Source organism: Streptomyces flavofungini (assembly GCF_041028215.1).
Classification (GTDB): Bacteria; Actinomycetota; Actinomycetes; order Streptomycetales; family Streptomycetaceae; genus Streptomyces; species Streptomyces flavofungini_B.
Genome location: NZ_JASKYR010000148.1, coordinates 1 through 12,022, shown reverse-complemented (window position 1 = coordinate 12,022; position 12,022 = coordinate 1). Strand labels below are relative to the sequence as shown.

Below are 12,022 nucleotides of genomic sequence, written 5' to 3'. Positions count from 1 at the left end.
GCCCAGGGGCGCGGCGGACTCCTTCACGGTGACGCACCCCGCCGTCGCCCCGAAGTACCTGACCTCGCCCACCCGCGTGGGCAGCCCCGAGCCCACGGAGAAGCCCGGCGGCAAGGGCGGCGGGCCCGCGCACATCGAGTCCTACACCGCCGACGGCACGTCGCTGACCGTGCACTTCTGGGGCAGCGTGTGCAGTGAGTACTCCGCGTCCGCCAGCGAGGACGGCGACCGGGTGAAGGTCACGGTGTCCGAGCAGCAGCAGGAGGGCGAGGCCTGCGTGATGATGGCCAAGGAGATCAAGGACACGGTCACGCTCGACAAGCCGCTGGGCGATCGCGAGGTCGTGGACGCGGCGGGCGAGACGGTGAAGCGCAAGTAGCGGGCCGACGGCTGTCGGACCCGGCCGGGCACGTACGAAGGCGGCGGCCCCCCAGACTTCTGGGGGGCCGCCGCCTTCGTACGCGTGTCAGGTGCTCACAGGCTCAGCTGAAGGAGTCACCGCAGGCGCAGGAGCCGGTGGCGTTCGGGTTGTCGATCGTGAAGCCCTGCTTCTCGATGGTGTCCACGAAGTCGATGGAGGCGCCGCCCAGGTAGGGAGCGCTCATCCGGTCGGTGACGACCTTGACGCCGTCGAAGTCCTTGACGACGTCGCCGTCGAGCGAACGCTCGTCGAAGAACAGCTGGTAGCGCAGGCCCGAGCAGCCGCCGGGCTGCACGGCGACGCGCAGCGCCAGGTCGTCCCGGCCCTCCTGCTCAAGGAGGCCCTTCACCTTGGCCGCGGCGGCGTCCGACAGGAGGATGCCGTCGCTCACGGTGGTGGTCTCGTCCGATACGGACATCTGCTTCTCTCCCGGGTTGTACGGAGACTGCTTGCCGACGGTTGCAACCGGCGGGGCCGCGGATTCATTCCGGGCCGAGCGCTTACGTCTTACCCCTTCATGCTCGCACACGGCGCCCGGCGGGACACCGGGCCGTGTACCGGCTAACGCGTCACATCGACACTATGGCCATCGTCAAACTGACGTGAAGCGGTTATGATAGATAGCGTCAAATAGACGAAAACTCGTCTGCAGAGAAGAAAGGGTGCGTGTCGTGACCACCGCCCAGTCCCCCGTAGACCGCGTGGACCTCGACGTCCAGCCCACGCCGCTCGCCCTGCTGCTGCTCGGCCGCGAGGCCGACCCCACGAGCGAGCGCGGCGTGGATTGTCCGGGTGATCTGCCGTCCCCCTCCGACCCCGGCCTGGTGGAGCGCGCCCGCGCCGCCAAGGAGAAGCTCGGGGAGAAGGTGTTCGTTCTCGGCCACCACTACCAGCGCGACGAGGTCATCCAGTTCGCCGACGTGACCGGCGACTCCTTCAAGCTGGCCAGGGACGCCGCCGCACGGCCGGACGCCGAGTACATCGTCTTCTGCGGTGTGCACTTCATGGCCGAGTCCGCGGACATCCTGACCACGGACGACCAGAAGGTCGTGCTCCCCGACCTCGCCGCGGGCTGCTCGATGGCCGACATGGCCACCGCCGAGCAGGTCGCCGAGTGCTGGGACGTACTGACCGAGGCCGGGATCGCCGAGCGGGTCGTGCCCGTCTCGTACATGAACTCCTCCGCCGACATCAAGGCGTTCACGGGCAAGCACGGCGGCACCATCTGCACGTCGTCCAACGCCAAGCGCGCCCTTGAGTGGGCCTTCGAGCAGGGCGAGCAGGTCCTCTTCCTGCCCGACCAGCACCTGGGCCGGAACACCGCCGTGCGCGACCTGGGCTTCTCGCTCGACGACTGCGTGGTCTACAACCCGCACAAGCCGAACGGCGGGCTCACCGCCGAGCAGCTCCGCGAGGCGAAGATGATCCTCTGGCGCGGGCACTGCTCGGTGCACGGGCGCTTCTCGCTGGAGAGCGTGGCGGACGTGCGCGCGCGCATTCCCGGTGTGAACGTCCTCGTGCACCCCGAGTGCAAGCACGAGGTCGTCGCCGCGGCGGACCACGTGGGCTCCACCGAGCACATCATCAAGACCCTGGAGGCGGCACCGGCCGGTTCCAAGTGGGCGATCGGAACCGAGCTGAACCTCGTACGGCGCCTGGCGAACCGTTTCGCCGCGGAGGACAAGGAGATCGTCTTCCTCGACAAGACGGTCTGCTTCTGCTCGACCATGAACCGGATCGACCTGCCGCACCTGGTCTGGACCCTGGAGTCCCTCGCCGAGGGCACGCTGGTCAACCAGATCGAGGTCGACCGGGAGACCGAGCAGTTCGCGAAGCTGGCGCTGGAGCGGATGCTGGCGCTTCCGTAGTGCCGTACTGAAGTCAGCGCAGCGGTAAGGGGCGTCCGCCATGGCGGACGCCCCTTACCTTGTTCCCTGCGGGTCAGACCTGCGCGGGCTCCGGGTCGGCGGAGTCCGTGGACTGCGGCGGGACGCCCGCCTTCTTCTCCCGCTTCGCCGCGCGCTTGTCGCGCCTGCGCTCCTTGCGGAGCTCCACCATCGCGTACAGCGTCGGGACGAGGAGGAGCGTCAGGAGCGTGGAGGTGATCAGACCGCCGATCACCACGACCGCCAGCGGCTGGGCGATGAAGCCGCCCTCACCGGTGATCCCGAGGGCCATCGGGAGCAGCGCGAAGATCGTCGCCAGGGCGGTCATGAGGATCGGGCGGAGCCGGTGCCGACCGCCCTCGACGACCGCCTCGACGATGCCGTGGCCCTGCGCGCGGTACTGGTTGATCAGGTCGATCAGCACGATCGCGTTGGTGACCACGATGCCGATGAGCATCAGCATGCCGATCATCGCGGGGACACCCATCGGCGTGCCGGTGGCGACCAGCAGGCCGATCGCGCCGGTGGCCGCGAACGGGATGGAGACCAGCAGGATCAGCGGCTGGACCAGCGACCGGAAGGTCGCCACGAGCAGCATGAAGACGATCGCGATCGCCGCCAGCATGGCGAGGCCGAGGTTCATGAACGCCTCGTCCTGGTCCTCCGAGACACCGCCGATCGTGGCCGTGGCCCCCTCGGGGAGCTTCAGCGCGTCGAGCTTGGCGGTGAGGTCGGAGCTGACCGCGCCGGTGTTGTCACCGGTGGGCCGTGCCGTGATCGTCGCGGCCCGCGCACCGTCAATGCGGGTCATCGAGACGGGGCCGTCGACCAGCTGGACCTCGGCGATGTCACCGAGTCTGACGCCGGGGCCGAGCCTCAGCTTCTTCAGCTCGGCGAGGGTCTTCGCGGGCTTCGCCGCCTTGATGACGACGTCGCGCTCGGTCTCGTCAAGGGTCGCCTTGCCGCTGGTGGTGCCGCGCACCGCCTGGGCCACGGCCTGGCCGAGGGTCGTCTCGTCGAACCCGGCCGCCGCCGCCCTGGCGTTGCCCTTGACCGAGATCCGCGGCACGCTCTGCGACAGGTCACTCGTCACATCGGTGACGTCGTCCAGCTCGGCGACCTCGTCGCGCACCTGGTCGGAGGCCTTGCGCAGCACATCGCCGTCGGCGGCCTTGACCACGACGCTCAGGTCCTGGCTGCCGAAGCCGTCACCGGCCGAGATGGACGTGCGGCCGATGCCGGAGAGCTTGCCGAGCTCCTCCTCGACCTGGTCCTGCGTCCTCTCGTACGACGCCTTGTCCTTCAGCGTCAGGGTGTACGAGGCCTGGTTGGTGTCGGTGCTTCCGCCGAAGGCGGCCATGAAGCCGGAGGAGCCGACCGTGACCTGGTAGTCCTTGATCTCGTCGATGCCCGCGAGCACCTTCTCGACCTTCTTCGCCGCCGCGTCGGACGCCGCGAGGCTGGTGCCGGGCTTCAGCTCCTGCTTGACGGTGAGGACTTCCTGCTCGCCCTGGTCGAAGAAGTTGGTCTTCAGGAGCGGGGCCATGCCGAACGTGCCGACCAGGACGACGACCGCGATGACCAGGCTGGTGAACCGGCGCCGGGTCGCGAAGCGCAGCACGGGGACGTAGATCCGCTGGAGCCTGCTGCGGTTCTCCTTCTCCTCCGCCTTGCGGCGGGCCTCCTCCGGGTCGACCCCGCGGACCGCCTTGGGGGCGCGCAGGAACCAGTACGAGAGGACCGGCACGACCGTCAGCGAGACGAGCAGGGAGGCGAGGAGCGCCGCGGTGACCGTGAGCGAGAACGAGCCGAAGAGCTCGCCGACCATGCCGCCGACCAGGCCGATGGGCAGGAAGACCGCGACCGTGGTGAGCGTCGAGGACGTCACGGCGCCCGCGACCTCGCGCACCGCCTTGAGGATGGCCTCCTGGCGCTCCTCCCCGTAGCCGAGGTGGCGCTTGATGTTCTCCAGGACCACGATCGAGTCGTCCACGACCCGGCCGATGGCGATGGTGAGCGCGCCGAGCGTGAGCATGTTCAGGGACAGGTCACGGGTCCACAGGACGATCAGGGCGAGGACCACCGAGAGCGGGATGGAGACCGCGGTGACCAGCGTCGAACGGATCGACGCCAGGAAGACCAGGATGACGATGACGGCGAAGACCAGGCCGAGGGCGCCCTCGGTGGTCAGGCCCTCGATGGACTTCGAGACCGCCGGGCCCTGGTCGCTCGCGATGGTCAGCTCGGCACCGGCGCCGAGGTCCTCGCGCAGCTCGGGCAGCTTGTCCTTGACGCCGTCGGAGATGGCGACGGCGCTGCCGTCCTGGTCCATGGTGACCGAGACGGCGAGGCTGGGCTCGCCGTTGGTGCGCGTCAGGGACGTCGCGGCGGACGGCTCCTGCTTGACGGTGGCGACGTCGCCGAGGCGCACCGGACTGCCCGCCTGCTCGCCGGGCGCGGCCTCGGGCCGGACGCGCAGGTCCTGGATCTGCTTCAGCGAGGTGAAGCCGCCGCCGACCTGGACGGTGCGGTTCTTGCCCGCCTCGTCGAAGGAGCCGGCGGGCAGTGTGGCGCCGCCCGCCTGGAGGGCCTTGCCGAGGGCGCCCGGGGTGAGGCCCGCCTTGGCCAGCTTGCCGTCGTCGGGCGTGACATTGACCTGGAGGTCGCGCACACCGTCGACGGTGACCTGGCCGACGCCGTCGATGTCCTTCAGGGACGGCACGACGGTGCGGTCGAGCTGGTCGGCGAGGGCCTGCTGGTCCTTGTCGGAGGTGACGGAGAGGACGACGGTCGGGATGTCGTCGGTGGAGCCCGCGACGACCTGCGGGTCGACGTCGTCGGGCAGTTCGGCCCTGGCCCGGTTCACGGCCTGCTGGACGTCGGCGACGAGCTGCTTGGAGCCGCTTCCGTAGTCGAACTGGGCCGAGATCACGGCGTTGCCCTCGCTCGCCGTGGAGGTGATGCCGGTGATCCCGTCGACCGCCTCGATGCTGTTCTCGAGCGGTTCGACGACCTGCTTCTCGACCACATCGGGGGACGCGCCCTGGTACGGGGCGAGCACGGACACCATGGGCAGTTCGATGGAGGGCAGCAGTTGCTGCTTGAGCTGCGGTATCGCGATCGCGCCGAAGACGATGGCGATGATGGACATCAGTCCGATCAGGGCCCGTTGGGCCAGGCTGAACCTGGACAGCCAGGACATGGTGGTCTCTCTCTGTGGCGTGAGCGGCAGGGACGGGCGGGTCACGGAACGGACCTGGAGCCGGGCCGGAGACGACCGCCTCCGGCAAGCGTTTATGCGCCCTTCACACCATCAGCCATGGGGCTGCCACGAAGCCCCACTCCCAGGGCCCATTTCTCACGGCCTGCGTACTGCGGGCGCAGTACGCAGGCCCCCCATGTCACTCCACCCTTGGACGTACCAGGCCCGATTCGTACGCGATCACGACGAGTTGGGCCCGGTCCCTGGCGCCCAGTTTGGCCATGGCCCGGTTCACATGGGTCTTCACCGTGAGCGGGCTGACCTCCAGGCGCTCGGCGATCTCGTCGTTCGAGTGGCCGCCCGCGACCTGGACGAGGACCTCGCGCTCGCGGCTGGTGAGCGCGTCGAGCCGCCCGCCGCGCGCCGGTTCGTCGCCGTCCGGGCCCTCGCCCTGCGCGAGGAACTTCGCGATGAGCCCCTTGGTGGCCACCGGGGAGAGCAGCGCCTCGCCCGCCGCCGCGATCCGGATGGCGCCGAGCAGCTCATCGGGCTCGGCGCCCTTGCCGAGGAACCCGGAGGCGCCCGCGCGCAGCGACTGCACCACGTACTCGTCGACCTCGAAGGTCGTCAGCATCACCACGCGCACCTGGGCCAGGCCCGGGTCGGCGCTGATCTCGCGGGTGGCGGCGAGACCGTCGGTGCCGGGCATACGGATGTCCATCAGGACCACGTCGGCCCGCTCCGACCTGGCAAGCCGCACCGCCTCCGCGCCGTCGGACGCCTCGCCGACCACCTCCATGTCGGGTTCGGAGTCGACGAGCACCTTGAACGCGCTGCGCAGCAGCGCCTGGTCGTCGGCGAGCAGTACGCGGATCGTCACGCGGTCCCTCCCTTTGCCGTGCTGACGGGCAGGATCGCATGGACGCGGAAACCGCCGCCGTAGCGGGGCCCCGCGGTGCAGCTTCCGCCGAGCGCGGTGACGCGCTCGCGCATGCCGAGCAGTCCGTGGCCGCCGCCGTCGGTGTTCGGCTCCGTGCCGGCCTGGGTGCCCTGGCCGCCGTCGTCGATGACGGTCACCTCCACGTTCGGGCCCACGCGGACCACGCTGACCTCGGCCTTGGCGTCGGGCCCCGCGTGCTTGCGCACATTGGTGAGGGCCTCCTGGATGACGCGGAACGCGGCGAGGTCCACGGCGGCGGGCAGGTCGAGGCCGACCTGCCCGAGCGCGACCTCCACGGGCAGGCCCGCGTGGCGGAAGGTGTCCACGAGCTCATCGAGCCTGCTCAGGCCGGGGGCCGGTTCGGTGGGGGCCTCGGGGTCGCCGCTCTGCCGCAGGAGGCCCACGGTGGCGCGGAGTTCGTTCAGCGCGGAGCGGCTGGCGTCGCGCACATGCGACAGCGCCTCCTTCGCCTGGTCGGGGCGCCGGTCCATGACGTGCGCCGCGACGCCCGCCTGGACGTTGACCAGGGCGATGTGGTGGGCGACGACGTCGTGCAGGTCCCGGGCGATGCGCAGCCGCTCCTCGGCGACCCGGCGCCGTGCCTCCTCCTCCCTCGTCCGCTCGGCCCGCTCGGCGCGCTCCCTGATGGCGTCCACGAAGGCCCGGCGGCTGCGGACCGCGTCGCCCGCCGCGGCGGCCATGCCGGTCCAGGCGAAGATGCCGAGGTTCTCCTGGGCGTACCAGGGCAGGGAGCCGGACAGCATCGCGACGCCGGTGAGGCCCGCCATGGTGACCAGGCCGATCCGCCAGGTCGTGGAGCGGTCGGTGGTGGCGGCCACGGTGAACAGCGCGATGACCGCGCACATCACTACGGGCGCCCGGGGCTCGCCGGTGAGCAGCTCCGTGATGGAGGCGGCGCAGGTCGCGGCGAGCACGGTCCAGGGGGCGCGGCGCCGGAAGAACAGGGCGAGGGCGCCGAGTGCCATGAGGAGCAGGCTGAGCGGGTCGGGGGTGCGGGTGCCCCAGGCCCAGGAGGGGCCGTGCTCGCCGTCGGGCTCGGCGAAGGAGCCGACGACCATGCAGATCAGCACGGCGGTGGCCAGCGCCGCGTCCACCGCCAGCGGGTGTGTCCTGGCCCAGCAGCGGCTTTTCCCTAGCGTGGTCACTTCCCGCTCTTCTGTTCGTTTCCCGCCGGGGGTCCGTGGTGGCCCGTCGCGGGTACGTCGTGGCCCGCCGCGTGCCTCAGCCCGGGATCAGTCCGTCGTCCGAGAGCATGTCCCGGACCTCGGCCAGGGTCGCGTCCGGGGCCGGGAGGATCAGCTCCGAGGGTTCGAGGGCGTCGTCGGGGAGAGGCGTGCCGAGCTCCCGGACCTTGTCCAGGAGCGCGTGCAGGGTCCTGCGGAAGCCGGGGCCGTCGCCGCTCTCCATCTCTTCGAGCAGCTCGTCGTCCAGCTTGTTCAGTTCGGCGAAGTGGCTGTCGGCCAGCTTCACCTGCCCCTCCCCCATGATCCGTACGATCATGTCGTCCTCCTCGGACGTGAGCGATACCCGCGGTGTCTGCCGGGGCTAATGCTTGTCGAAGCGCGGGGTGTCCTGCGGCTGCTGCTGGGCGCCCGCCTGGCCGGTGCCGCCCTCGATGGCCTGCTGGCCACCGGACGACCCGCCGGCCAGCTCCGCCTTCATGCGCTGGAGCTCCAGCTCCACATCAGTACCACCGGAGAGGCGGTCGAGCTCGGACTGGATGTCGTCCTTGGCGAGCCCGGAGGAGTCGTCGAGGGCGCCCGAGGCGAGCAGCTCGTCGATCGCACCGGCCCGCGCCTGGAGCTGCGCGGTCTTGTCCTCGGCGCGCTGGATCGCCATGCCGACGTCGCCCATCTCCTCGGAGATGCCGGAGAAGGCCTCGCCGATCCGGGTCTGCGCCTGGGCGGCGGTGTACGTGGCCTTGATCGTCTCCTTCTTGGTGCGGAAGGCGTCGACCTTGGCCTGGAGGCGCTGCGCCGCGAGGGTGAGCTTCTCCTCCTCGCCCTGGAGCGTCTGGTGCTGCGTCTCCAGGTCGGTGACCTGCTGCTGGAGCGCGGCCCGGCGCGAGAGCGCCTCGCGGGCCAGATCCTCACGGCCGAGGGCGAGGGCCTTGCGGCCCTGGTCCTCAAGGGTGGAGGACTGCTTGTTGAGCTGGGCGAGCTGCAGTTCGAGGCGCTTGCGGGAGGTCGCCACGTCGGCGACGCCGCGGCGGACCTTCTGCAACAGCTCCAGCTGCTTCTGGTACGAATAATCGAGGGTTTCGCGCGGGTCCTCGGCCCGGTCAAGGGCCTTGTTCGCCTTCGCGCGGAAGATCATCCCCATACGCTTCATGACACCGCTCATGGGCTTCGCGCGCCCCCTTCTGACGGACTTCCAGCTCCAGGTACTGCTCAGAACCCACAGTACGGGCCCTGCATCCATTACCGCACTGTTCGCGAGCGGATGCGCTCATCCCCAAGGACGACTGCGTCCGGCGCCGCTCCGGCGTAAGGAGTAGGTGCTCCCCTGTGGCCCGGTCCCGAAGCGGCTGGATACCGCCTGCTACGTCCCATTAGCCACGTAAATCAAGACGCCCGGCGTTGCCGGATCGTTCCCCGTCCGGCTGGGGTCCATGCCGCCGCACCCCGTACCCTTGGATTTTGTGTTCCGTAGCCGATCCAAGGAAGAGAAGGCCCCGGCCGCGCAGGCGCCGGTGACCGACTCCAAGTTGCCCCGTGACCCGCAGGCCCCCAAGGGCCGCCCCACCCCCAAGCGCGCCATGGCCCAGTCACAGCGCCGCAGCGTGACCAATACGCCGACGACGCGCAAGGAGGCGGCGAAGCGGCAGCGCGACGAGCGCCGCGCCCAGATGGCGAAGCAGCGCGAGGCGCTGGCCAGCGGTGACGAGCGGTTCCTGCCCGCTCGTGACAAGGGCCCCGTGCGCAAGTACGCGCGCGACTTCGTCGACTCGCGCTTCTGCGTCGCCGAGTTCTTCCTGCCGCTCGCGGTGATCATCCTCGTCCTGAGCATGGTCCGCGTGCCCCAGCTCCAGAACATCGCGCTGCTGCTCTGGCTGATCGTGATCGTGCTGATCGTGCTGGACTCGGTCGCCACCGCGTTCCGTCTGAAGAAGCGCCTGAACGAGCGCTTCCCGGACGTGAGCAAGAAGGGCGCGGTCGCCTACGCCCTGATGCGCACCCTCCAGATGCGTCGTCTGCGGCTGCCGAAGCCGCAGGTCAAGCGCGGAGCGCGGCCCTGAGCGGATTCACCGGCAGAGCCGCCGCCTGGCTGGAGAGGCTGGGCGGACCGCGCAATGCCGTACGCCAGGAGCTGGTGGCCCGGCAGCTCGACGAGCAGATAGCCGCCCGCTACCCCGTGGGGCAGCGCCTTCGCGTGCTCGACGTCGGCATGGGCCAGGGCACGCAGGCCCTGCGGCTCGCCCGCGCCGGGCACAAGGTCACGGGCGTCGAGCAGGACGCCGAGATGATCGCCGCCGCGCGCGAGGCGCTGGCCCAGGAGCCCGAGGGCATCCAGAGCCGGGTGCGGATCATCGAGGGGGACGGGCACCAGACCGGTGTGCACTTCCTGCCCGGCAGCTTCGACGTGGTGCTCTGCCACGGCGTCCTGATGTACGTGGAGGAGCCCGACGCGCTCCTCGCCGGGCTCGCCAGGATGCTGGCGCCCGGCGGGCTGCTCTCCCTGCTCGTGCGGAACGCGGAGGCGCTGGCCATGCGGCCGGGGCTGAGCGGGGACTGGCGGGGCGCGATCGACGCCTTCGACTCGGACACGTACCGCAACCGCATCGGCGTCGACGCGCGGGCCGACCGGCTCGACACCCTCTCCGCGACGCTGGCGGGGATCGCCGCGCCGCTCCAGGCCTGGTACGGCGTGCGGGTCTTCACCGACACCCTGCGTGACGGCGAGGCGCTGCCCGAGGAGTGGGACTACGACGCGCTGCTCACCGCCGAGGAGCGTGCGGGGCGCACCGACCCCTACCGCCGGGTCGCGGCGCTGCTGCATCTGTGCGGGGTGCGGGACTGAGGTCACGCGGAGCGCGAAGCTCAAGGGGGGGCGGCCGTGCCGACGGCCGCCCCCCCTTGTCGCGTCCCAGCCTGTCTGTGCCTGGGTACGCTGTTTCTGTGTCCGCTGCCTAGGCCTGAGGCTCTTCCGCCGTGTCGGCCGTGTCCGCCGTGTCAGCCGTGTCGGCGTGCAGGCTCATCGGACCGTAGATCTTGCTGGTGTCCTCGAAGAGGGTCACCTGGTCGGCGCCTCCGTCGGAGAGCGCCTTCCAGTACTCACCGACCCAGGACTCGGCGTCGCCCTGCGTGGTGAACTCCTCGGGCTGCACCGCGGGCTGGACCTCCGTCCCGTCCGCCTTCTCGAACCGCCACGTCCATGCCGCCATGTCAGCCTCCCGAAGGTTCCTCGGCGGCCTGAGAACCGCCCGAATCCGCCTGAAGCCTAGCCGGGCGAGCGGCGCCGGACCCGACGCGGGAGGATCTTCGTGTGGAACTGACTCTGCTCGGCACCGGTGCCCCCGAAGGACTGCCCCTGTCCGGCTGCCCCTGCGCCGTCTGCGCGACCGCGCTCGGCGGTGCGGCGCGGGCGGCCACCGCGCTGCTCGTGGACGGCGTCCTGCTGCTCGACCTCACCCCCGGCGCGGCCTTCGCCGCCGCCCGCGCGGGGCACTCGCTGGGCGGGGTCCGGCAGGTCCTGCTCTCCCATCCGCACGACGGGCCCGCCGTGGAGGTCCCGGTGGGCCTCCCGCAGCCGGGGCGGGTCGCCGACGGCAGGGAGCTGGCGCTGCTCACCGGCCACCGGGTGCGGGCGGTGGCGATGGACGCGCCCGGCTCCGGCTACGAGGTGACCGGGCCCGACGGTCAGCGGCTGCTGTATCTGCCGCCGGGCGGGGCGCCCGCGGGGGTCGCGGAGCAGAGCGGCGGGCGCACCCCGTACGACCTGGTCGTCGCCGATGTCGTCGGGCGGCCCGACGGGATCGCCCGGCTGCGCGCGGCGGGGGCCGTCGGGCCCACCACCGATGTGCTCGCCGTGCACATCGGGCACGAGGTCCCGGGGGGCGCGGAGCTGACGCGCCGTCTCGCGGCGGCGGGCGCGCGCGCCGTGCCGGACGGGACGACGCTCGCCGTCGGCGCCTACGAGGAGGTCCCTGACGTGCCGCGCCGCACCCTCGTGCTCGGCGGGGCCCGCTCGGGCAAGTCGGTGGAGGCCGAGCGGCGGCTCGCCGGCTACCCCGACGTGCTGTACGTGGCGACGGGCGGCACCAGGAAGGGCGACGCCGAGTGGGCGGAGCGGGTCACCCTGCACCGCGAGCGGCGTCCCGCGTCCTGGCGCACGGCGGAGAGCTGCGACCTGGAGCCCCTGCTCGCCGAGGACGGGCCGCCGCTGCTCATCGACTGCCTCTCCCTCTGGCTCACCCACGTCATGGACGAGGTGGGCGCGTGGGACGACGCGGAGTGGTCCGGCGGCGGCGAGCGCGAACTCCGGCGCCGCCGGWCGCGGCGCTCGCCCAGGCGGTACGCGAGACCCGCCGCACGGTGGTCGCGGTGTCGAAC

At 71.2% G+C, this 12,022-nt stretch carries 10 protein-coding genes and 2 pseudogenes; 5 read left to right on the top strand and 7 right to left on the bottom strand.

Features of this window, described 5'->3' with window-relative positions; all coding sequences use genetic code 11:
- Nucleotides 1-379, top strand: a pseudogene (locus AB8Z36_RS13090) (hypothetical protein); the annotation flags it as partial.
- Between the two features lie 103 nt (nt 380-482).
- Here the strand turns inward: AB8Z36_RS13090 and AB8Z36_RS13085 are convergent.
- Nucleotides 483-839, bottom strand: a complete 357-nt coding sequence (locus AB8Z36_RS13085) for a HesB/IscA family protein (protein ID WP_030933606.1) — start codon at nt 837-839, stop codon at nt 483-485.
- Between the two features lie 244 nt (nt 840-1,083).
- Here AB8Z36_RS13085 and nadA point away from each other — a divergent pair, with 244 nt between their 5' ends.
- A complete protein-coding gene (gene nadA / locus AB8Z36_RS13080; RefSeq protein ID WP_440581904.1) occupies nt 1,084-2,289 on the top strand; it encodes a quinolinate synthase NadA in 1,206 nt (401 codons plus the stop codon).
- A 73-nt stretch (nt 2,290-2,362) separates the two neighbouring features.
- Here the strand turns inward: nadA and AB8Z36_RS13075 are convergent, their stop codons facing one another.
- The 5 genes from AB8Z36_RS13075 to AB8Z36_RS13055 form a co-directional block, all read right to left on the bottom strand.
- Complete coding sequence (locus AB8Z36_RS13075; RefSeq protein WP_369213433.1) at nt 2,363-5,509, bottom strand: efflux RND transporter permease subunit; 3,147 nt, start codon at nt 5,507-5,509, stop codon at nt 2,363-2,365.
- Nucleotides 5,510-5,708: 199 nt separating this feature from the next.
- Nucleotides 5,709-6,389, bottom strand: a complete 681-nt coding sequence (locus AB8Z36_RS13070) for a response regulator (RefSeq protein WP_369213432.1) — start codon at nt 6,387-6,389, stop codon at nt 5,709-5,711.
- On the bottom strand, nt 6,386-7,615 hold the full coding sequence (locus AB8Z36_RS13065) for a sensor histidine kinase (protein ID WP_369213431.1): 1,230 nt from the start codon (nt 7,613-7,615) through the stop codon (nt 6,386-6,388). Before AB8Z36_RS13065 ends, AB8Z36_RS13070 begins: the two co-directional genes overlap by 4 nt.
- Nucleotides 7,616-7,691: 76 nt before the next feature.
- Nucleotides 7,692-7,970, bottom strand: coding sequence for a PspA-associated protein PspAA (pspAA, locus tag AB8Z36_RS13060; RefSeq protein WP_369213430.1), 279 nt, complete (start codon nt 7,968-7,970; stop codon nt 7,692-7,694).
- Nucleotides 7,971-8,015: 45 nt separating this feature from the next.
- Nucleotides 8,016-8,813, bottom strand: a complete 798-nt coding sequence (locus AB8Z36_RS13055) for a PspA/IM30 family protein (protein ID WP_369213429.1) — start codon at nt 8,811-8,813, stop codon at nt 8,016-8,018.
- A gap of 268 nt (nt 8,814-9,081) precedes the next feature.
- On the opposite strand from AB8Z36_RS13055, the gene AB8Z36_RS13050 reads away from it, so the two are divergent.
- Nucleotides 9,082-9,708, top strand: coding sequence for a DUF3043 domain-containing protein (locus tag AB8Z36_RS13050; protein WP_369213428.1), 627 nt, complete (start codon nt 9,082-9,084; stop codon nt 9,706-9,708).
- A 74-nt stretch (nt 9,709-9,782) separates the two neighbouring features.
- The gene (locus AB8Z36_RS13045; protein ID WP_369213427.1) at nt 9,783-10,490 is read left to right on the top strand and encodes a class I SAM-dependent methyltransferase; all 708 of its coding nucleotides are present in this window, start codon (nt 9,783-9,785) and stop codon (nt 10,488-10,490) included.
- A gap of 109 nt (nt 10,491-10,599) precedes the next feature.
- On the opposite strand, the gene AB8Z36_RS13040 is transcribed toward AB8Z36_RS13045, so the two are convergent.
- Entirely contained in the window at nt 10,600-10,854 is a 255-nt protein-coding gene (locus AB8Z36_RS13040; RefSeq protein ID WP_369213426.1) for a hypothetical protein, read from the bottom strand.
- A 101-nt stretch (nt 10,855-10,955) separates the two neighbouring features.
- Between AB8Z36_RS13040 and AB8Z36_RS13035 the strand changes: the two are divergent.
- Nucleotides 10,956-12,022, top strand: a pseudogene (locus AB8Z36_RS13035) (bifunctional adenosylcobinamide kinase/adenosylcobinamide-phosphate guanylyltransferase); the annotation flags it as partial.